The organism is Paraburkholderia sp. GAS334, assembly GCF_050436625.1.
Taxonomy (GTDB): domain Bacteria; phylum Pseudomonadota; class Gammaproteobacteria; order Burkholderiales; family Burkholderiaceae; genus Paraburkholderia.
Map to the genome: position 1 here is coordinate 1 of NZ_JBNDMO010000025.1, position 21766 is coordinate 21766.

21 protein-coding genes and 2 pseudogenes are annotated in these 21766 nt (G+C 58.5%); 8 read left to right on the forward strand and 15 right to left on the reverse strand.

The features are described from left to right. From P3T21_RS30545 to P3T21_RS30560, 4 genes are all read right to left on the reverse strand, one after another. Positions 1-413: aldo/keto reductase (locus tag P3T21_RS30545; RefSeq protein ID WP_429259675.1), on the reverse strand; the 413-nt coding region annotated here is incomplete at its 3' end. 58 nt (positions 414-471) lie between these two features. Next, the gene (locus P3T21_RS30550; protein WP_429259676.1) at positions 472-1392 is read right to left on the reverse strand and encodes a pirin family protein; all 921 of its coding nucleotides are present in this window, start codon (positions 1390-1392) and stop codon (positions 472-474) included. A gap of 99 nt (positions 1393-1491) precedes the next feature. Beyond that, a complete protein-coding gene (locus tag P3T21_RS30555) occupies positions 1492-1914 on the reverse strand; it encodes a DoxX family protein (RefSeq protein WP_429259677.1) in 423 nt (140 codons plus the stop codon). Between the two features lie 48 nt (positions 1915-1962). Beyond that, entirely contained in the window at positions 1963-2661 is a 699-nt protein-coding gene (locus P3T21_RS30560) for a pirin family protein (RefSeq protein WP_429259678.1), read from the reverse strand. Positions 2662-2840: 179 nt separating this feature from the next. Between P3T21_RS30560 and P3T21_RS30565 the strand changes: the two genes are divergently transcribed. Then, positions 2841-3758 carry a LysR substrate-binding domain-containing protein gene (locus tag P3T21_RS30565; protein WP_429259679.1) on the forward strand — a complete coding sequence of 306 codons (918 nt, stop codon included), beginning with the start codon at positions 2841-2843 and terminating at the stop codon, positions 3756-3758. 271 nt (positions 3759-4029) lie between these two features. On the opposite strand, the gene P3T21_RS30570 is transcribed toward P3T21_RS30565, so the two are convergent. From P3T21_RS30570 to P3T21_RS30585, 4 genes are all read right to left on the reverse strand, one after another. After that, entirely contained in the window at positions 4030-5139 is a 1110-nt protein-coding gene (locus P3T21_RS30570; protein WP_429259680.1) for a Gfo/Idh/MocA family protein, read from the reverse strand. 60 nt (positions 5140-5199) lie between these two features. Continuing rightward, positions 5200-5709: a nuclear transport factor 2 family protein gene (locus tag P3T21_RS30575; protein ID WP_429259681.1), complete on the reverse strand. Its 510-nt coding sequence runs from the start codon at positions 5707-5709 to the stop codon at positions 5200-5202. Between the two features lie 125 nt (positions 5710-5834). Beyond that, positions 5835-6884 carry a cupin domain-containing protein gene (locus P3T21_RS30580; RefSeq protein ID WP_429259682.1) on the reverse strand — a complete coding sequence of 350 codons (1050 nt, stop codon included), beginning with the start codon at positions 6882-6884 and terminating at the stop codon, positions 5835-5837. Between the two features lie 233 nt (positions 6885-7117). Next, positions 7118-8062, reverse strand: coding sequence for a 3-keto-5-aminohexanoate cleavage protein (locus P3T21_RS30585; protein ID WP_429259765.1), 945 nt, complete (start codon positions 8060-8062; stop codon positions 7118-7120). A 319-nt stretch (positions 8063-8381) separates the two neighbouring features. On the opposite strand from P3T21_RS30585, the gene P3T21_RS30590 reads away from it, so the two are divergent. Next, entirely contained in the window at positions 8382-8924 is a 543-nt protein-coding gene (locus P3T21_RS30590) for a MarR family winged helix-turn-helix transcriptional regulator (protein WP_429259683.1), read from the forward strand. 101 nt (positions 8925-9025) lie between these two features. Here P3T21_RS30590 and P3T21_RS30595 read toward each other — a convergent pair whose 3' ends face one another. Continuing rightward, complete coding sequence (locus P3T21_RS30595) at positions 9026-9313, reverse strand: DUF4148 domain-containing protein (RefSeq protein ID WP_429259684.1); 288 nt, start codon at positions 9311-9313, stop codon at positions 9026-9028. Positions 9314-9922: 609 nt separating this feature from the next. Between P3T21_RS30595 and P3T21_RS30600 the strand changes: the two genes are divergently transcribed. From P3T21_RS30600 to P3T21_RS30620, 5 genes are all read left to right on the forward strand, one after another. Next, positions 9923-11146 (forward strand): substrate-binding domain-containing protein, encoded by a 1224-nt coding sequence (locus P3T21_RS30600; RefSeq protein WP_429259685.1) that lies wholly within the window; start codon positions 9923-9925, stop codon positions 11144-11146. A gap of 15 nt (positions 11147-11161) precedes the next feature. Next, positions 11162-13639, forward strand: a complete 2478-nt coding sequence (locus tag P3T21_RS30605; RefSeq protein WP_429259686.1) for an ATP-binding cassette domain-containing protein — start codon at positions 11162-11164, stop codon at positions 13637-13639. Between the two features lie 83 nt (positions 13640-13722). Further along, entirely contained in the window at positions 13723-14661 is a 939-nt protein-coding gene (locus tag P3T21_RS30610; protein WP_429259687.1) for an ABC transporter permease, read from the forward strand. Between the two features lie 156 nt (positions 14662-14817). Then, positions 14818-15888, forward strand: a complete 1071-nt coding sequence (locus tag P3T21_RS30615) for a porin (protein WP_429259688.1) — start codon at positions 14818-14820, stop codon at positions 15886-15888. 439 nt (positions 15889-16327) lie between these two features. After that, complete coding sequence (locus P3T21_RS30620; protein WP_429259689.1) at positions 16328-16582, forward strand: hypothetical protein; 255 nt, start codon at positions 16328-16330, stop codon at positions 16580-16582. A gap of 23 nt (positions 16583-16605) precedes the next feature. Here P3T21_RS30620 and P3T21_RS30625 read toward each other — a convergent pair. The 5 genes and pseudogenes from P3T21_RS30625 to gtdA all read right to left on the reverse strand — a co-directional run. Further along, positions 16606-17043: pseudogene (locus P3T21_RS30625) on the reverse strand (FAD-dependent monooxygenase); the annotation flags it as partial. Positions 17044-17083: 40 nt separating this feature from the next. After that, positions 17084-17170, reverse strand: a pseudogene (locus tag P3T21_RS30630) (hypothetical protein); the annotation flags it as partial. A 110-nt stretch (positions 17171-17280) separates the two neighbouring features. After that, the gene (gene maiA, locus P3T21_RS30635; protein WP_429259690.1) at positions 17281-17922 is read right to left on the reverse strand and encodes a maleylacetoacetate isomerase; all 642 of its coding nucleotides are present in this window, start codon (positions 17920-17922) and stop codon (positions 17281-17283) included. 24 nt (positions 17923-17946) lie between these two features. Beyond that, positions 17947-18654 carry a fumarylacetoacetate hydrolase family protein gene (locus P3T21_RS30640; RefSeq protein WP_429259691.1) on the reverse strand — a complete coding sequence of 236 codons (708 nt, stop codon included), beginning with the start codon at positions 18652-18654 and terminating at the stop codon, positions 17947-17949. A gap of 73 nt (positions 18655-18727) precedes the next feature. Next, positions 18728-19774 carry a gentisate 1,2-dioxygenase gene (gene gtdA / locus P3T21_RS30645; RefSeq protein WP_429259692.1) on the reverse strand — a complete coding sequence of 349 codons (1047 nt, stop codon included), beginning with the start codon at positions 19772-19774 and terminating at the stop codon, positions 18728-18730. A gap of 234 nt (positions 19775-20008) precedes the next feature. Here gtdA and P3T21_RS30650 point away from each other — a divergent pair, with 234 nt between their 5' ends. Continuing rightward, a complete protein-coding gene (locus tag P3T21_RS30650) occupies positions 20009-20944 on the forward strand; it encodes a LysR family transcriptional regulator (protein WP_429259693.1) in 936 nt (311 codons plus the stop codon). A 7-nt stretch (positions 20945-20951) separates the two neighbouring features. Here the strand turns inward: P3T21_RS30650 and P3T21_RS30655 are convergent, their stop codons facing one another. After that, a complete protein-coding gene (locus tag P3T21_RS30655; protein WP_429259694.1) occupies positions 20952-21491 on the reverse strand; it encodes a MarR family winged helix-turn-helix transcriptional regulator in 540 nt (179 codons plus the stop codon). Between the last annotated feature and the right edge of the window lie 275 nt (positions 21492-21766).

The window sequence follows — 21766 nt, forward strand, 5'->3', positions numbered from 1 at the left end:
TTAAAATTGCTGACGCCGACGTGCCGGACTTTCCCGGCGCGTACGACCGAGTTAAGTCCCGCGATCTGTTCGTCTAGCGAAACGTCCGATCCCGGCCAGTGCAGCAAGAGCAGATCGATATAGTCTGTTTTGAGTTTTCGAAGACTCTCGTTGACAGACGCTTCGAAATGTCTTTCGGAGTAGTTGCTTACCCAGACCTTGGTCGTCAGGAACACTTCGCTTCTTGGAATCCCGGACCCGGCGACGCACTCGCCGATTTCGCCCTCGTTACGGTAGATCTGCGCAGTGTCTATATGACGGAAGCCGGCACGAAGGGCAGCAGGAATCAGTCGATAGACGTCGGCGGCACCCATTCCGCAAGTGCCGAAACCGATGGCCGGAATTACCGCGTTACTAACTTGAACGTTTAGCATGAGGTGTTCCCGATAGAGCACGTGTATTGGAAAACGCGCCGAAACCGCTTTTTAGAGACTAGCCGATACGACCGATGCGACGCAGCTGTGCCCCAATCTCCTTTATCCTGGTTTCCCCCGCACGCAACGCTTCTGAAGACGTATGAACAGAGTAATAGCCAAGCACGAGATCGTGCGGATGTTCGACCGCGGAGCCGAGGACGAACTCCGAATCTTCGTCGGCAGTGAATGCCAAAACGTCTTCTATCTCGCCAAACACAACAAGCTCGTCGGAGACGTGTTCGTCACCGATGTGCAGTGCGCCACGTTGAATACATATCCAAACGACGTTATGACCGGCCGGCAGCGTGTAGTGCCACTGCTCTCCCGCCGAAAGCTGCACGAGCAGATAGTTGATACCAGGGGGTGCAGATACCGGGCTTTCGACATTTCCATAGCGACCCAGGATAACGCGGGCTGGACCGACGCGAGGGATTTCGCTCGCAGCTAAATACTCGCTATGGGGTGCGCCCAGTTCGAGTTCAGGTGGCAACGCGACCCACAACTGGTACCCGCGCGCCGGTCCGTTGCCGGTGGCACGGCCATCATGCCAAACGCCGATACCCGAATTCATCCACTCGACGCTGCCGGCTGGCATGATCCCCGATGTGCCAGTGGTGTCTTCGTATTCGACTTCACCTTCCAGCAACACGGTCGTCGTGGCGAGGCCGGAATGGGGATGCATGGAAAAGCGCATTTCAGCACCCACCGAACTATCGAAATAGTCGAGAAATACAAAGGGTTTCAGGAATTCCCCCAAGTCGCCCGGGCTGACCAGCCGCTTTACGGGACCGTGCTGTCTGCCTGTCGTACGTTTGACAATCGATTTCTGGCCCCGCAGTGGACCGGAGCGATGTGCAGTAGTTTGCACATCGCGCAGCGCTTCATCTTCTGCGTCACTTTGCGACGAGACTCGCGAAGGCATCGTTTTGAAAGACATGGTGTTGGCTCGCACTAATACTCCGACAACAGAGAAGCCTCGCGACGAGGCGGTCGCATACCGGATAAGGCAAGCGATCACCTCGACGAGTCCGTTTTCCTAGCCCGCGTTCAGAGCCGAAGCACCCGGAGCTACCCGCCGCGAGCGCGCGTCCATGCTAAACGCGCCGGCACCGAACCAGGTGATCTGCAGGAGGCCACCGGCCATCATCACGTTCTTGAGAAAGTGAATCATCTGGTTCTGATCTGCGAGGTTGTGGTGAAAGAAAATCGCAGTGACCACGCAGAACACTGCCATCGCCAGTGACACGGCGCGGGCCCGGTAGCCCGACAGTAGCAGCAGGCCGCCGCCCAGTTCGGTGAGCACAGCAACAATGAATGCGAGTGGTGGCACGGGTAGACCCATGGCTGCGATATAGCCAACCGTCGCGCCGTACGCCGCCAGTTTGCCCAGCCCGCTCATGACAAACGGTGCACCGATCAGAATGCGGCCGAATAGCGGCAGAAATTTGAAACGTTCCATGACAAGCTCCTTAAATGAATTTGCGGAGGTGGAATACGAAATAGGGAATTAGCCGGCGTCCACCATCACCAGCTCGGAATCTTCAAGCGCCGTAATCCGCGCTATAGCGACATGTGTGATCGCGACGCCGTCTAGCGGCCCAACGACCTCACCATTTACTTCGATGCGTCCCGAGGCCACGACGAGATAGGCGCGACGTGCCGGATTCAACTCGTGTGAAACACTTTCGCCAGCCGTTAGCATCGCGCCAAGCACACGCGCGTCGGCGCGAACAGGAAGCGCACCTTCATCGCCGGCGAAGCCGCTGGCAAGGACAACAAAGCGTCCAGACCGGTCGCTTTTCGGAAACGGCCTGGTATCCCATGCGGGTTCTCCGCCGGCTTCACGAGGTCGAAGCCAGATCTGATAAAGCTTGAGCGGCACCTCGCCCCGGTTGAACTCGGCATGGCGTATGCCCGTGCCGGCGCTCATGACCTGGACATCGCCTGCGCGGATCGTTCCTTCGGACCTCAACGTGTCTCGATGCCCGAGCAGGCCCTGGCGCACATAGGTGATGATTTCCATATCACGGTGTCCGTGCATGGGAAAACCGCTGCCAACAGCGATCTCGTCATCGTTCCAGACAATCAGGGGACCCAACGCGGCGTGCGCGGGATTGCCGTCAGCGCTGACGACGAAATGATGTTTCGCGCGCAGCCAGCCGAGTTCCGCCTTGTCCAACGATTGCCAACGCCTGTGTGTGAGCATCCCCGCCTCCGTTTCCCGCGACCGCAAAATGCGACGCCTGTCACCTGCAATCGACCGAACCAAACGTTGATGCAGGCGATGAGTAGAATGCTATATTTGCAACGAACCCATGCCTAGATCTGCAATTGATATGCATCGTTGCTGTAATTAGAATGATCAGAAGGAGCGAAAGTCTGCCCATGAACGCAATCACTGACCTTAACGATCTTCGGCTCTTCGCAGGGGTGGTCGAGTATGGAAGCTATACGGCGGCCGCTCGCAGCCTCGGCCTGCAGACGTCGAAACTGAGCCGGCGCGTTCGCGCCCTCGAAGAAGAACTTGGCGTCCGCCTGCTCAACCGGACCAGCCGCAGCCTGTCTTTGACGGAAACCGGACGGCAGTTTCACCAGCATTGCCTTGCGCTGGTGGCGGAGGCAAAGGCAGCCAAAGACGTCGTGGACCGGACGCAATCGAGGCCCCAGGGCACTGTCCGGATCAGCTGCCCCGTGGCGTTACTGGAGTGCGGCATCTCCACGATCATCGCGCGATACGTTCAGGACAACCCCGATGTACAGGTTCTGCTTGATGCAACCAACCGCCGCGTGGATGTCGTCGAAGAAGGCCTGGACTTTGCCATCCGGGTCAGACTTCCGCCGTTGGAAAACACTGATCTTGCCGTCCGCCAGTTGGGCCAATCGATCCACATTCTGGTTGCAAGTCCCGAATTGATGGCGCGCCATCCGGCGCCCGCCTCGATCGAATCCGTGAAGGAATGGCCTACCCTCTCCATGGCCAGCAGCAGCGAGCGATTCGTCTGGAACCTGGTCGACGTTGACGGGCAAGTGACATCATGGGTGCATCAGCCGCGCCTTGCGACCGATGACCTCGCCAGCCTTCGGGTTGCAGCGATAGCGGGTGTCGGCGCGACATTGCTACCCAGGGAGCTGGTTGAGGCCGATATTCAGGCCGGTCGCCTGCAGCACCTGCTGCCGGGTCTGGCTACAACGCCCGGGCTTGTACATGCGCTCTTCCCAACACGCCGAGGCATGGTTCCAGCCGTCCGTCACTTTCTCGACGCACTCGTTACAGGATTCGAAGGTCTGAACCGGCAGCACTAGAGCGGCCGCCCGGACTTGTGCATTCCAGCGAACCAGCCTCGATGCGCTCATGCGGCATGCCCGGCGTCCACGCGTTCAGCCAGACACCTGGTCCCAGGCAGAACACCTACCAGGATGGCTGCTGCCAATCAGGAAGGGGCGTACTGGCCATGTCTACCACGCTGATTGACGATCAGAACTGGCACACGAGGCCCGCGCAGCATGCCAACCTGCGGCGCGTAACGCAGATTTCGCCGGGAAGCCCTCGCCAGAAAAGCGGCCCATGCGTTGATCAGTCGACTCGTACCCGCCGACCAGTCTGATCAGACTCTTCAATCGCGGCGAGAACCTTGTGAAGTACGAGCGCGTCATTGAAACTGGGAGCCGTGTGGCTTCCAAGACGCAGATCGTCAGCCATTAACCGGTATATCCCTGCCACGTTTCGAGCCGCTATCGCATCCTCAAGACCGAAGTAATACGTTTGAGGTATCTCGAGCTCAATGTACCCGTCCTCGCCTCGACGGCCCGCTTCCACGCGCAGTGGCGAGATGTTCACCACAGGAGCCTGTTCAACCGCTGCGGTGATCCGCAGGTCCCCTTCGGTTCCATTGATCTCCCAAAGCAATCGGGTTCCGCGCGGCAGGCCACCGCGAAGTTGCAAAGACAGAGGCGCGCCAGACTGAAGCACTGCGTTGATCATTACATGATCGGGAGTCTTCATCGGGAGGCTCTCTCCCGTTTCTACGATGCTCACTGTTTGCCGACGGCGCGACAATATGGCATCGATCTCGCGGATAGGCCCCAGTACACTTTGCGCCGCCGCAATGGCATGTCCACCAATGACTGAAAGCAGGGTTGCGCCGTTTCTTGAATCCATAGCATAAGCGTCACCGCGCGATATGTGTTCGCCCCAGCTGACCCCAGCGCTGATGTAAGTCGACGACAATACGTCCCCTATGTACCCCTCGGCAACGAGCTTGCGAATGAATTTCACTTCAGGTGACGCAATCGCTTGAGTTCCAATAACGGCTAGCGCCTTCGTTTCATTGGCGAGACGAGCGAGTTCAGTGGCTTCGGCAAGTCCATTTCCAAGCGGCCATTCACAATAGACCGTTTTTCCGGACTTAAGCGCTGCCGCGACCACTTCCTTATGGTATGGAACCTTTACCGTTACGACCACGACATCAATGTCTGGAGACGCAACGAGCTCCGCCACGTTCTCGAAGGCGCGTGGAATGTCAAAAGCGGCGGCGGCGGCCCTCGCACTCGCCAGACTGGTGTTTGCCACACCGGCAAGCTCAAACACATCAGGCAAGCCGCGCAAGGCAGGAATATGGGCGGTAGTGGCCCAGCCCCGCTCAGCGCTCAAACCGACGATGCCCACACGAAAACGATTTTCCATTGCTTCCTCGAAACCATTGAGTGACTTCCATACTGACCATCAGAGACCGCCAGGAACCGCTTATACAAGCCCATACGTGTACGACGGATCATCCTTACCGCGCCGCCCAACGTTCGAGTTCTCCAACGGCGCCGACTCGGCGGGGACCGGGTCCGAACGCTGGGAATCCAGTACGACAACCCGGTCGGCAATGCGCCACTCCCCGTTTCGTCGTTCCATCCGGTCCACATACCGGACATTCACAACCCAGTCCATCGCCATCTCGCCGTCGACGGGTTTTGTCCTGTGCGATGCCTGCGCGTAATGCTCCGCGTAAGCCACATCGCCATCTACCTGCACGTACTGATTGCCGGTAAAGTGCTGCGTGCACTCAAATTTCGGCAGCAGTTCTGCAGCCCATTCAATGAAGCCTTCCACGCCGCCGTTATAGGCCCCGTGACGATCAACTGCATCCGGGTGATAGCAAGACCGCACAAGGTCCCAGTCCATCCGGTCGATGCCACGGCAGTAGCGGATATGGACGCGCTTGATTTCCGCCTCGTCTAGAAACTGTTGAATCCTCGAATCCACTTTATGTCTCCTGTGTCGGCTGGATCTAGCGCTCTAGCTGTCGACCAGAGTTCGCGCCTTAGCGCTTACTCCCGTCCCCTGCAGAGCACTTGCTCCAGCCCCATTCAAGATGGTTAGTGTTTGCGCTACGAACGGTGAAGCTCGCTCGGATGCGGTCCGTATTCGCCCGTTTCCATCAACTGTGATGCCGCAATCGCATCCGGCGTCCAACGAAGCGTTGCACGCGTTTCGAGCAACCACGCCTGATAGGTATCCGGAACGTTCTCGGAAGGTCCATGGTGAATCACACCTTTTGGCACCCAGGTCAACGTTCCTGGCTCCGAGCACCCTCCCCAGACACCCGGACCACGCACATAACAGATCACCTCATCGAAGTCCGCATTGATATGAATCGGTGGTCGATTCGAGATGCGTGAACTGAGGTTGAACATCAGAACATCACCCGCGGAGGATGACAAAAACTGACTCGGAGGTCCGCCATCAGGTAGGTAGGTGAGAACCTGAATCTTGTTCAGGTTGAGTTTCCACACCGGAACTGACTCCGACAGTTGCATGCCTAGCGAGAGCGGATCATGCGGCATCGTGAACACCGTGTTCTCTCCGTCAATGGTGTTCAGCACCAGTTTCGTCGGACCGCCCACGGGGATGTCGGGAGCAACCCTGGCATACTTCACGTCCCGCGCGACGTTGACCATTCCTGTAGGCGCCGGAGGTGAAAGTTTCAATGCCGATGGGCTCTCGACGATGATGCTGCGCATGGCATCGCCCGTCGGTGCGTATCGATACGCTATCGCGCGCGGAATGCAAACAAAGTCGCCTTCGTCAGCCGTGATACAGCCGACGTCCGTTTCGAATTTGACATTGCCGGACTGGATGAAATGGATTTCGTCCGCCTCGACATTTCGAATCACATACGGCATCGGCTTGCGCCGGCCGGACACAAGCAACTTGACACCCAGCCTGGACGTCGCCACGGTGGTCGGAAGAGCATCCGCATTGTCCCGATCGTCTGGTATCAACTTGTCAAGCACCGCCCGTCGCGGTGCATGCGGACCCTCCACAGAAAGGTAATCTGGCGCGTATGTCGACCGGGTAACGACAGAAATTGCGCCCATAAACCCATCCCGGGTCCACAGTTGCACAGGAGGCTCTCCGCCATTTGTCTGATCACTCATTTGTCACTCTCCTCGGTTATAGAACGCTCACAGTCGGCTTGGCCCATGGAGCGTCCAGGCACGCGTCGAGCACGCCAGGGCCTGAAGAATAATTATTCAGACTTGCACCAGCCACAGAATCCGACCGCCAACCGTATTGTCAGGATTCCTGGCATTGCATTTCATCGTCAACGTCGAACAACCGCTCTTTATGAATGGCGCCGCTCTCACAGCGCCACAGCAGCTACACGTTACTAGCGCGTTGGCTTTCCAACGAGCGCCCGGTACTCATTCGCAGTTGCCGGAGTGCGTCCGAGAAGGCCTGCGATGTCACGCGCCATGCTGAACATTTCGAGGTTGTCCTTGAGACGCTCGTCGCTGTTAGGGTACTTCCAGGGTGTATCTTCCGTCCCGATCCGGATGTGCAAGCCCATCATCGTGGCAAGCGTCGTCATGTACAGACTTGCGCGTCCCGCCGCACAGACACTGATTACTGAGGTTGGATCAATCTGGCGAATCTGGTCGACCATCAGGAACATGTGATGGGTCATGTCCTGAGCATTGCTGACCCAGGTGCCCGAAACCAGAGTGCGGCCAACGTTGAATGGCAGCCCGTACAGAATCAGCCAGTTGTACGGTTTCTTGAGAATGCCTGTATCAATGAGCTTGCGCTTCGCAAGTTCAATTTCTCCGGAGCTATGGATTGCCAGCTCCGGCTTGACGCCGGCGGCCTCGAGCGCCTCAATTGCCGGCACCATGAAGGCCTCCGGGTGACCCGGAGCACATGGCGCTACCTCAGTCAATCCGGCGCGCGCTGGACTCATGCACATGTCGAAGGTCGTTCCGTGGAGCACATTCAGGTTCGGAACAAAGTCGTTGCCAAAGCGCGCCCTGAGCGGCTCGAGAACGGCAGAATAGGCTTCGACCGGAGGAATGTCCCGGTCAAGGCGCCGACCCTGTGCGTCGGTCATCCATGAAAAGTCGATGTGAACGCCACATGCACCGGCCTCGATCACGCTTGACGCTGCATCCACGTATTCCTCAAATGACGTGCTCGTTTCAAAGCGTCCAGACACAGCCGCGTTGATTGCGATTTTTTCTGGAACGTCCCATTTGGGCTGCAATTCAGGTCCAGCGAGGAACTGGTACTCCTCCATTTCGCGCTTGGCGGCTTCCCAAAGTGGAAGTTTTTCCATGATGATGATCCTCGACGTAAGTAGTGAAGTAAGGGTTCGAATTTTTCTGAACCAACGGCAATCAGACAGGCATCGAACGTTCCGACGGGGCTGGTGCCTCATCAAACAACAAAGCCATAGACTCACGAAAGCCTACCGCTCTCCCAATCGAATCATTTGTGCTAAGATGATTCCGTGCACGATCGATTTATATCGAATGATGCGTTTCGGAATTAATAAAGTCAAGAGCACCAGGGAATCCCCCTGGAAAGACGCTATGACTGATTTTTCCGGGCGATCCGGCGCGTAGCCGGTTCACATTTACCCGTCGAGGAATAAGCGAATGGTTAAGCGCTACCCCACCGCAATCGATATCGCCCTGGATACGATCGAGTCGCCTTGCGACCCAGCGGAAAAGGAACCGCGGGAGATCTTCGACGATCGCGGCAGAACCGTTCCGTGGATGACCCGAACTTTGCATCGGTTGTACAACGTCGAAGCGCAGAAGATCCTCGACAGGGAGAAAGTCTCCATCGCGCATTGGTACTACCTGCGGGTGCTGGCCCAACGCGGTGAACTGAATCAACTGGAACTGAGCAAACGCGTGGGGATCGCCTCGACCACTGCTGTGCCTGCTTTGGACAGCATGGAAAAGCGCGGCTTATTAACGAGAACTCGCGATCCGAAGGACCGGCGCAAGTACTACGTCAGCCTCACTGACGACGGCAGACGTCTGGTTGATGAACTGATGCCGGAGATCGTGCACATGATTTCCGGCTCCTTTGATGGGGTGGCACCCGAGGAGAAGTGCATCTTCTGGAAGGTTATGCATCAGATCGCGCAAAACCTCACGGAGAAGTCTAATGACGGCACGATCGTAGACTAGATGACTGGCGCTGGCTTGCGTGACGCGCTGGCCTCGATCAGCGCGCGGCGAAGCACAGTAAACTGCGGCCTGGCTGCCGCAGTTCACGATATAGCTAAGCGTTACAGGCCCTGCGAGTGACCTGAATGAGAGGTCCCGCCGGTTGCACCACCGTAGCCCGACACGTCACCTTGTGCTGCGGCATTCTGTGCTGCGACTTTTGATTCAGCAGCCTGGATGTTTTCCGGGTAGTGAATCCCGTCGCGCGGGTTATAGCCAGCGCTCTCGATCCGAGCGAGTTCGTCACGTACCTGTGCACGGCTGAGCGACTGATTGGACTGCGCGAACGACGCAACGGGTGCCGCCGCGATTAGGGCCGCGATAAGGACCGCCTTAGTGAACGACTTCATGATCATGTACCTCAAGGATTGTGTGAGTGGCGTGACGAAGCAACTTTTCTGCCACGGCTGAAAATAGTCTAAGAGAAAGGAACTCCTGGGGTAAGTACCCACTCCACCGATTCACCGTTGCGTGGCGGACAACAGTCCGGACGCGACACGTTGCCTCCTTTCGCATGCGGAAACGGCTGCCTGGTTTTCCTCAGCGCAGACCGAACCACCTCAATACCCTCCGCTAGGGACATTCCCTAGGGTTCTTGACTTTGTTCATCCCGAAACACATTATTCGATATAAATCGATCTTGCATAGCACGATTCCATATCAACTTATACGTTCGACGGACATTGGGCACGGGACACGCGTTTTCTGGCATGTCCAACACAAGATCTGAACGAAGATTTCATTGAATACATAACATAGGATTGCTAACTTCACGCCTCGGATTTATGCCGGGATGTGCGCGACCTGTTCCGGTTTGCGCGATGGCACAACTCGTCATCGTCTGTTCTCGTGCGAGCTTTATCCAATAGCGAGGCTGGTGTTCAAAAGAGTGCTGTTGGGTTCGAGATGTGCCTCAACTCATTTTCGAATCCGGGTCATTACCTACCTTGAGGATCGTCATGTTCGATAAGTTTCGAGTTTGGCAAGCTGCGGCGCCAAAAATGCAGAACCAGTTCATTGCGGGAGGCGAGTCACCTGCCGGGCAGGAGGTCTGTACAGACCACACAGGCAAGCAGGACCGAGGATACCGTCCGCTCGGGCTATTTGTTCCGCTTCCGCTCCGCAGCATTGCACTGCTCATCTCGGCAGGCCTGATTGGTACTGCCGCACACGCGGCAGGCGATTCACTAACGAACCGCCAAGGCGATATAACGCCCCTTTGCGGGTCGAAGCCGATGATCGTCGGCGTGTCCGATGGATACGGTGGCAACACCTGGCGCAAGACGGGTCTGGCCGAAGTCAAGGACGAGCTCAGCCGCTGCAAGAACGTCAAGCGGATCATCTACAGCAACGCCAACGGCGATCCGCAAAAGGCGAATTCCGACATTAACAGCATGGTCGCGCAAGGCGTCAATGTGCTGATCATGCTTCCGGATTTTGGCGCCGTGCAACTCCCGGCCATGCGTGCGGCCATGAAAGCGGGTGTATCGGTCGTACCGTACTCGGCACAGATATCCGGGGTGGACGGACGCGACTATGTCGTCAACGTCGTCGGGGACACCAAGCAGATTGGTGTGCTTTGGGCCGACTGGCTCGGAACAACCCTCAAGAAAGGCAACGTCGTGTTCATGGGCGGATCGCCTGGCGCCGCCGGATCCCAGAACTTCATGGACGGTCTGAAGGGCGGCCTCAAGAAATATCCGAACCTGAAGCTGTTAAACGAGCAATTTGTCGTTACGAACTGGAATCCGGTGGATGCGCAGAAAGCCACCGCGGGCCTTATCGCGCAGTACCCGCACATAGACGCGATCGTTACAGACTATGGAGTGACCGCGCTCGCAGCGGCGAAAGCATTCGAGCAGGCACACCTCCCGGTCCCCGCCATCGTAACCATCGCAAGCGATAACGAGCTGAACTGTCACTACCTGTCGGCCAGGAAGTCGGGCGCAGCATTTCCTTACTACACGCTCGACGGCACGACAACTTACGTGCGCTTCGCAGTGCGGCATGGAGTCGCCAGCTACCAGGGTACGACTGACAACGAATCGCCCTCAATACTTCCTTTCGCATACGCCGACAGCGCCAAGGGCCTTGATCCCAAGTGCGACCCTGGCGCGCCGCCTGATGCCGACCTGTCCTCCGCCCTCCCCCCTGAAAAGCTCAAGGCAGTGTTTGAGCAGTAACGCTCGAGACGAATTATGAACGACCAGAACACTCTGCTTCAGATCGACGGTGTCACAAAAGTCTTCCCCGGTGTACGGGCACTTGATAACGTCACGTTCTCGGTGCTCGCGGGCGAAGTACATGCACTCGTCGGCGAGAACGGCGCAGGTAAGTCCACGCTCATGGCGGTTGCGTCCGGCGCACTTGTCCCCGAAAAAGGGCGCGTCGTTATCAACGGCGTAGAAACCAAAGGCGACACCGACGCGGCGCGACGGCTCGGCCTGGCGATCGTGCGACAGGAACCGGCTCTCATGCCAGATCTGACTGTTGCAGAGAATCTCTATCTCGGCGTGCCGGCCGAACAACGCCCTTCTCTGATGAACACAGCACGATGGGCACAACAGCTCCTGCGACAGTGGAGTGGCGACGTCGCGATTGACGCAAACGAGCGGGTTTTGAGCCTGAATCCAGAACAGCGCTTTATCGTCGAGATCGTGAAGGCTCTCGCTGCCAACCCGAAAGTTCTCGTCCTCGACGAGCCCACCGAGCATCTACTGGCGGAAGACGTCGACCGTCTATTTGCGCATATCCGCAAAGTGGCGGCCTCGGGTTGCTCGGTCGTCTATATCTCACACCGCATTCGCGAAGTGCAGAAGATTGCCAACCGCCTTACCGTTCTGCGCGACGGGCAAGGACAAGGCACGTATGACGCTGCCAGGCTCAGCGAACAACAGATCGTCGAACTCATCGTCGGCGGAACGCTTGACCGCGAGTTCCCCGCGAAAGTCGCAAACGACCGTGCCGGGGTGGTCCTCGATGTTATATCGCTTCGCGGAACTGGCTTCACTGACGTATCGGTGCAGATAAGGAAAGGGGAAATCGTGGGCCTGGCAGGTATAGACGGCAACGGACAGCGGGAGTTCATCCGCGCCCTCGCGGGTCTTGCCCGAAGCCGCGGCGGCGTCACCGTCAACGGAAAGCCAGCGAGAATTCAGACGTCTCAGGCTGCCGCCACCTCGGGCATCCGCTACCTCCCTGGTGACCGCCATCGGGATGCCATCTTCGGTGAATTATCCGTACGTGAGAATTTCTCACTCCGCAGTCTTCCGTTCGATTCCATTCGTGGCTGGATCAGCCAGAAAAGCGAAGCGAGACGCACAAAACTGGCAGTAGCAGGTTTCGCGGTCAAAACACCGTCTGTTGAGACGCCAATTCGCTCTTTGTCGGGAGGCAATCAACAGAAGCTGGTGCTGGCCAGTGTTCTAGCAAGCAATCCCGAGGTTCTGCTCGTCGACGAGCCAACGCAGGGTGTGGACATTGGCGCGCGGATGGAGATTTACAAAGTGCTCCGCCAGGCTGCTGCAGCCGGCACCGCCGTTATCGTGGTCTCGTCAGATGCGCTCGAGGTGGCCGGCCTGTGTGATCGTGTGTTGATCTTCTCTCGCGGGCATATCGTCAAGGAACTGCGCGACGCTGCGGTCAACGAAAACAACATCACGTCCGCGGTGCTGACTGCGACCACGGAGCGCGAGAGAGGTTCGGCAAGCATCCCTGGATTCTGGAAGTGGGCATCGGGAGACTGGGCGCCCCTCGTCATGCTCGCACTGGCAGTCTGTGCACTCGGCATCTATGCAACGCACGTCAACGAAACCTATCTGTCCGCGCGCAACCTGAGTGGGGTGCTAGCGCTCGTGGCGACATTGGCCATCGTCGCATACGGGCAGCAAGCGCTCATGCTCGTTGGAGGTATCGATCTATCTGTTGGACCACTGATGGGGCTGATGGTCGTCATGCAGTCGTTTTTCCTGAACGACGGAGCCTCATTGGGACACCAGTTGTCGGGATGGGCGATTGTCTTTCTGGTCGCAGTTGCAGTCGGGTTAGTGAACTGGATACTGGTCGACCCCTTCCGACTACATCCAATGGTCGCAACGCTAGCCACCTACATGGCTTTGCAGGCGGCGTCCCTCCTGTTACGCCCCGTTCCAGGCGGATTGATCGCAGATTCGGTGGTCGAGGTAATCGGTACGCAGGCCGGCTTTGTGCCGATTATCGCAATCTTCGCTGTCGTTCTCGCGATCGCGCTCGAGTTCGCTCTCTTCAAGACCCGGCTTGGTCTCACGTTTCGCGGCGTGGGCTCGCGGATCGAAGCAGCCCGTATGGCGGGTGTGCGTCCACATCTGACGTTACTTACTGCGTACGTGGGTTGCTCGCTCCTTGCCGGCGTTGCCGCCGTGCCGATGATGGCACAGGTCGGTTCAGGCGACCCGGGCGCGGGCATCAACTACACACTCGCGAGCATTGCCGCCGTCGTCATCGGCGGGGCCAGTCTGTTCGGCGGACGCGGGTCCTTTGTCGGCTCCCTCCTTGGCGCCCTCCTCATCATCCAGGTCAATGTGGTCACCTCATTCCTGGACATTGGAGATTCGTGGCAATCGTATCTGTTGGGCGGGATGATCCTCGCGTCTGTCGCCCTCTATTCCAAGAGCAGAGAAATGGCGGTGGCGAAATGAGACACGTCGTAAGCAATCAGGCAAATAGGGTATCGGACCTTCTGCGGTCATCCTCTTCGAAGTCGAAGTCCGGTCGGATTCCAGTGTTCGGTGATTACTGGTGGATCTGGATTGGACTGATTCTTCTCTTCTCCGTCAGTTCGGTGGTCGCACCGGGGACCGTGACCCGTGGTTCCATCCTGGCCATGCTTCCGTTTGCGGGCATCCTGGCCATTGTCGCGACGGGCCAGACTCTGGTCATCCAGCAGCGGGGCCTCGACATGTCAGCAATCGGGATGGTCTCGCTTGCGGGCGTGGTGATGGCCCGCACCGGATTTGGTCTCGAATCCGTCGGCCTTGCAGTGGTCTTCACGGTGTGCGTGGGTGCGATTGTCGGAATCGTTAATGGAACATTGGTCTCGAGGTTTGCGATTACACCCCTGGTTGCGACGTTGGCAGTCAACGCGCTTCTTGTTGGCGGCGTCCGTTCGTTGACCGGCAATGTTCCGGTCAACGTCCCGGTCATCATGCAGACCATCTCACACGCCCAGTTTATTGGCTTGCCCGCTAATGTACTGTTCGCCTGTGCTTTCGTGGTGACGGCGTGGTTCATCACCCGAAAAACCGCGATCGGCCGTCGTTTTGTCGCTGTGGGTGTCAATCCGCGCGCGGCAGAAGCCGCTGGGGTAAGGGTCCTGCAGTACAGGATTGGCGCTTATGTGGCGTCGGCGGTGTGCTTCTCTGCAGCCGGCATGCTTCTCGCCGGATTCATTGGTAGCGCGTCGCAAACGTCGGGAAATGACTACCTGCTCCCCGCCATCGCAGCAGTAGTGGTTGGCGGCACACCCTTTACCGGCGGCAAAGGCAGTGTTGTCGCCAGTGCTGTAGCGGCGCTCTTCATGGCGCAGCTCGGTCAGCTTGTGCTGGCACTCGGCTCAGGCCCCGCAGTTCAACTGCTCGTGCAGGCGGGCGCAATCCTGCTCGCAACCACCGTGCGCCATCTGCCAGCGGCCGCGAGAATTTTTCGCAAAAGCAACCAGTAGAAGATCGTTGAGTGGTGCAGGTCTTCAAGCCCACTCGTCCTGCCGGTTCGACGTTGCGTCAAAACGGCAAGCCTGACCTGGCAAGCTGATTGCATAGACCCGAAAGAGGTCACAAGGAAATTCCTGGAGATTCTTTTTTATGCTAAGGATAACGAAATGAGAAAGATCACTTTATGTACTGCGTTGATGGCGTGTGGCGTCTGCAACACCTATGCGCAGAGCACTGTGACCCTGTATGGGCGCGTCGCATCGGGGCTCGATTTCGTCACGAACGTCGCGACGCCGACCGGCCAGTCGAAGAATAATTTCAGGTTCGGCAGCAACCAGTACGGATACAGCTGGTTTGGCCTTAAAGGCGATGAAGACCTCGGAGGAGGCGTGCATGCAGTCTTCAAACTCGAAAGCCTCTTTACTTCCGGAAATGGTCAGATTCCACCTAACACGATCTTCACGCGCGATGCGTATGTCGGTTTGGCCGACGATAAATACGGAAGTATCTGGTTCGGACAGGCGATGAGTCTGACCGACGAAACCGGTTGGTACATTGACCCACTGGGGGAACAGGTGGGGATAGGTGTTGGCAACTTCGCATTCGGGCGAGCGTGGGGTCCGCGATCAAATGTCGTCACTTACAATTCACCTACCTGGGCCGGCTTCTCCTTCCGGGTCCAGGACGGATTCGGCAACCAGGCCGGCAACTTCCGTGGCAATCGCCAGTTCAGTGTGAGCGCACAGTACACACTGACCAACTTCGCCGCGTACGGAGTTTATGAAGAAATCCATGACGCCAACGGGCATTTTTCAGACCTGTATACGGCGTCACGAGAATATATGGCGGGTGCCACATACCAGTTAGGCGGACTCAAGTTCTACACCGGCTATCAGCAACTGGTCTCATCCGGACAGGACACGGTCGCCACTTCGTTTAATCCTTTCGCCGCCACACGCAGCCAGCAGGTCTGGGTAGGCGCCTCGTATCAGGCTACCCCTGCCCTCGCCTTGCAGGCCGGCTGGTATCACGGAAACGTCAATCATGGCGGCGGACAGGGAAATCTCGGTGCCATCGCCACCACCTACAACCTGTCAAAACGGACATTCCTCTACCTGACCCTCGGAGCGATGTTCAATGGCAAAAGCTCAGCTTTCCCTGTTGAGACGGCCGATTCCCAGCCTCTGCCGGGCCATAACCAGCAAGGCGGCTACTTCGGCATCATGCACTTCTTCTAACCGATGCCACGGTAGCGTACAGACACATGTACGCCAGCGCCTACAGCCGCGCGCAAGCGCGCTCGCAGCGTTGCAACATCCCCTTCCCGTAATCCGGGTAAGGTTCGCGTCCCGGGGCTGTTATTTCCCCCTGGACGCGAGCGCGCAAAAGAGCATGTGTACCTGCCCGTCCTGCTCGAGCTTGCTCCATCTCGGGTAAGACGGGCACAGCCGCGCAATCAGGTTGCTCGTGGCTACACCAGCGGCGTAACTGTGTTCTCCACACCCAGCCGGGCTTTCCCGTAAAGCTCGGCCCCAATGGCACGAAGGACAATCGCATGACAGGCCGCAGTATTCGAATCGCGCCACCAGCGTTGCATCGATAAGCGATTTCCTGAAAGGGGCATCAGCGCACAGCATTCAGGCAATCATGGAAGGGGTGGAGGACCCCAATTCATACATGGACGCCAGCGTGCGAATGACGCACATGGGACCTGGATGCACAGCCGGGCTATGCGAGAAAGGCGTCACGTTCTCACTCGATTATCTCCAGTTCTTCGTGGGAGACGACGCACATGCAAAAGAAAAAGTGGGCGCACTGATCGAGCAGCCCGGCTTCTTCGGCATCGACCTGGGTTTGCTCGAGGCCGGGGGCCGGCTGGTTCAAACCCCGGGCGGTCCGCTGCCGGTGCTCAATCTCGTCAAGTTGGGATAACCAACCAAAGGCGACCCGTGCCGTTATCCCTGGGCGGCGCCATTCAGACAGTCTTCGGCGCGCCAGCCATGCAACCACGCCAACGCGTCGTAGAACTGCTCCTGCGTGCGGCCGACCCAAAGCGAATTGCGCACCAGACGCTCGACGCCCTTCGCATGATAGATGCGGCCCATTTCACGCGCCGAGTAGAGCACGCGCGCCGTGCGCGGAATGCGCACCGACTCGTACAGCTTGAACGCCGCTTCGAAATCGCCTTCAGTCGCGGCAACGGCCGCGCCGAGCGTGACTGCGTCTTCAAGCGCCTGACAGGCACCCTGCGCGAGGTACTGAGTCATTGGGTGCGCCGCGTCGCCGAGCACGGTGGCGCGCCCCTCGCTCCAGCGTTCCACGGGATCGCGGTCCGCCGTGGCCCAGCGCTTCCATGAAGTCGGCCGGTCGAGCATCTGGTGCGGCAGCGGATGGGATCTCGGGAGCCTGCTCGAGCAGCTGCACGCGAATGCCCTGCCGTGCGAGCGCCAGCGCAGCAGCCAGTCCACCAATACCGCCGCCGATTACGAGCATGCGGCGCGCCTTGTTTGTCTCACTCATGACTGTCTCCTTTGTCGACGGGAGTGAGCGCTTTAACGCTTATGTCGATCCGGAGTTAGTGCTTCAGGACTGACTCCGGTCCCACGCAAAAGCGCTCCCGTCCCATGCAATCAAGCAACGTAATCGGGCTGGCGCTGCGGCTCTGCTGCAGCGAATGCCGGATGTTTCGAAGCGTGTTCATACACAGCGAGGCTGCGCGGACAGGCGCCCAAATCGCAGTCCATGCGCAGCGCGTTGGCGATCTGCGGCACAAGGGACACGTCAGCGAGCGTCGGTTTCGCACCGAAGCACCACGGGCCTTCGTTGCTGCGTTCGAGCAGGCGCTCGACGGCCGCCATCCCTTGAGCGATCCAGTGTCGATACCACGCGGTTTTTTGCTGCGGCGTCACCTTCAGTTCCGTTTCCAGATAGCGCAGCACGCGCACGTTGTTGACGGGATGGATGTCGCAGGCAATCAGCGTCGAAAGTTCGAGTACGCGCGCCCGCACTGCTGGTTCGAGCGGAATCAGGCGCGGCTCGGGATGGGTCTGGTCGAGATAGTCGATGATCGCGAGTGACTGGCCGAGCTTGAAATCGCCGTCGATCAGCGCGGGCACCGATGCGGATGGATTCACGTTCGCCACGTAATCCGCTGCGCGATGCTCGCCGACACGGATATTGACGGGCAACGTGTCGTATGCGAGACCTTTGAGCGCGAGCGCAATTCGCACGCGGTACGACGTCGAGCTGTTGAAGAAGCTATGGAGTTGCACGAGTAGACCTCCGTCCAATGCAAATTACGTAGGTGAGGCCACGCGTACCGTCACTTCCCCCAGACGCTCGACGCCGACCCTCATCGTGTCGCCCGTCTTCACTGCGCCAACGCCTTCGGGAGTACCTGTGAAAATGACATCACCCGGTTCGAGGCGGAAGTACTTCGACAGATCTGAAACGGTTTCGGCGACCGACCAGATCAAATGCGACACATCGCTCTTCTGCTTCGTCTCGCCATTGACGGTGAGCCACAAACCGCCGCTTTCGAAGTGACCTACCGCGCTGACCGGATGAATCGGGCCCATCGGCGCGGAACGGTCGAATGCCTTGCCGATTTCCCACGGGCGGCCCATCTCGCGCATCTTCATCTGCAGGTCGCGGCGCGTCATGTCGAGACCGACCGCGTAGCCCCAGACATAATCCAACGCCTGTTCAACCGGAATATCCGAACCGCCCTTGCCAATCACCGCGACGAGTTCCGCTTCATAGTGATAGTTCTGCGTCTGCGACGGATAGACCAGTTCGAGCGTCTCGCCATACGCGACAGGCACCACGGCATCGGCCGGCTTGCAGAAGAAGAACGGCGGCTCACGATCGGGATCGAAACCCATTTCGCGCGCGTGCGCCGCGTAGTTACGGCCCACGCAATAGACGCGGCGCACCGCGAATTGAGCGTCGCTACCGGCGACGGGAACGGCAACGGGTGCTTCGGGCGGGAAAACAAAAGTCATGATGATTTCGACTCAATAGATAAAGGAGAGCACACACGCAGGTGCAGCATGCGCGGCTGAAAAAGCAGGTTGGTCAGCCGCGTTCTTCGCGCAGCAGATTCAGCGCGGCGAGCACGGGGCGATCCGAATAGCTGAACAGCACACTTTCCGCCGACGCCGACAGTTGCACGGGCGCCCACGACGGCGCGACGAACACGTCGTGCGGTTCGAACGTGAATTCGTCATTGCCGATCTTCACGGCGCCCTTGCCTTCGACGACGCAGTAGACGGTCGCATCGGTGCTGCGGTACGGGCGGCCCTTGAAGCCTGTGGGCAGGTATTGCATGAACGTCGCGATGGTCGGCATCGGCCAGCCGCCCGTCGTCGGGTTCACATACCGCAGCTTCACGCCGTCCCACTCGTCGAGTTCGCCGTTCCGATACAGCGCGTCGAGCGCTTCGCGGCTGCGCTCATACGGATAGCTGAAAATCGGCGAGGTGGGATCGGACACGCGATGCCGCACGGGCACCATGTTGTGACCGAAGCGCGCGAAGCTGTCGCCCTCGGGGCGCGCAAGCGGCTGCGTCGCCTCGGGGTAGTTTTCGGCAAACCCGGCGTCCATCTGGGCAACGAGGGGAATATCGAGGCCGTCGAGCCACACGACGGGCTCGCCGCCGTCTTCCACCGACGGATTCCCGTGGTCGTGCCACGTCCACGACGGCGTGATGATGAAGTCGCCCGGATGCATGATCGTGCGCTCGCCATTCACGGCCGTCCACGCGCCCTTGCCTTCGACGATGAAACGCAGCGCCGACTGCGTATGCCGGTGACTCGGCGCGATCTCGCCAGGCAGGATCAGCTGCAGTCCGGCGTACAGATTCGGTGTCATGCTCGACTTACCAGGCAAGCCTGGGTTTTCGAGTATCAGCACACGACGGACGGCCTCTTCGGCGCTGATCACGGAACCGGCCAGCATCACCAGATCGCGCACCTGCGCATATTTCCAGATGGCGGGCTGGGCTTTCGGTTGCGGCGCTTTGGGTACGAGGTTGTGCAGCGATTCCCACAGCGGCGCCATACGCTGCCGCGCGATCTGCTCGTAGCAGGCTGCGCGTGATGCGCCCGGATTGTTGCTGGTCATTCGCGTCTCCTGTCGTTGTCACGTGTGGGGTACGTCGGCTGATCACGCGTCGCGCTCGTAGACCCTATGCATGATTTATATGCGACACAGTCATATCCCGTAAAATTGCGAAAACATCTAATCCATACGTTTTTGGATATATCCCGGCAGCCGTAGCGGGAATGTGGGCAACAAGTTGCATGTGACCAGAGCAGGCGCTCTGCGCTAACTCCGATCGACATGGAGGATTGGGCGATGGACTGGACTTACCGCCTTCGTCTGAGGCATCTGCAGGTGCTGCTGAGCCTCGCGAGCACAGGCAATTTGAGTCAATCGGCGGCGGTGCTCAACACCACGCAACCGGCGTTATCGAAGTGGCTCAAGGAGCTGGAGGAGGATGTCGGCCTGCCGCTATTCGAGCGACACGCACGCGGCTTGCGGCCTACGTCGTATGGCGAGGCGCTGATCGAACACGCGCGCCGCATCGAAGCCCATCTCGATGTCGCGCGCGACGATATGCAGGCCATGCGTGAAGGCGGCAGCGGTCTCGTGAGCATTGGAACGTCGGGTGTATCAGCGGCCGATACCGTGCCTCTCGCGGTGGCCCGGCTTCTGGAGCGGATGCCCCGCGCGCAGGTGCGGATCGTGGAGAGCACGATGAACCAGCTGATGCCGCAGCTTGCGCGCGGCGAACTGGATATCGTCGTTGGACGATCCGGTCAGCAGTACGACGATCCGCAGTTGCAGACGAAAACGCTCTACACGGAGCCGATCAACTTCGTCGCAGGGCCGCAGCACCCGCTCGCTGGAAATGCAACGCTCACCTGGGACGACGTGCTCGCCTATTCGTGGATCGTCTGGCCGCAAGGCACGCCTGTGCGAACTGCACTGGAGGCGGCGCTGGCGGCGGAAGGACGCGCGCCGCCAGGCCATTGCGTCGAATCCAACTCGTCGATTCTCAATCTGACGCTGCTGAACAACACGGAACTGGTGGGCGTCGCGTCGCATCGGGCCGCCCTTCGATTCGAACAATTGAACGCGCTGCGTATTTTGCCCATTCGACTCGAGGGCTTCGGATCCGTCTCTGTCTACTGGCACGCCGAAAACGTAAATCGCGTCGCAGTGGCCATGGCATTGGAGAGTCTCCGCACATTTGCGGACCCACACATGAAGGAATGGCACACCGCTTAAGGGTTATTCAATCCACCATCGTGTCATCCTGGGACATCTGGGTCAGGTTGGCTTCGATCTGATGCATGACCTTCCAGAAAACGCGCATATCCCGTTGAGTGATGCCGTCGAGTGATGCAGAGATCATCTCCGTCAACTCAGGCAAAAGCTCATCCACGAGACGTTTGCCTTCACCCTGCAGCGTGACGAAATACTTTCGTCTGTCGTTTGGATCGCGGGTTCTTTGCACGAGGCCACGCTTTTCGAGGTTGTCGAGAGCAGGCACTGCCGTGGTCGACGCAATACCCACGCGCTTGCTCAACTCAAGCTGGTTGATCTCGCCACGTTCCGCCAGCACCCGAAGGTAGTACCAGTACGCAATGGCGATGTTCTCCCGGTCGAGAATCTTCTGGGCCTGGGCGTCGTAGAGCCTGTGCACCGTTCTTGCCATCCACGGAATGGTTCTGCCACGATCATCAAATACCTCTAAGGGTTGCTTCTCCTCGGCAACCACTGGCACGGCAGCGTTTCGGGTCGCTTTGACCGCATTGGTGTTCGATTTGGGCATTCGCTCTTTCCTTGACGTTGGGATCGTCACTCAGGGATGGATCCGTATGGCGAAACAAAAGCAGCTAACAGAAGCGCGGACCAGGGCATTCCCTGGGGTTCTTGACTTTGTTCATCCTGAATCACATCATTCGATATAAATCGATATGAGATGGAATTATCTTTTTGCAGATGATCCGTCGCAAGAAAGATCATACAACACGTGGCCAGATGTGCGGCCGTTTTGTGGCGCTGACCCAGAATGCGCCGCTTGACGGGGTCGTTGCCTTGCGCGAC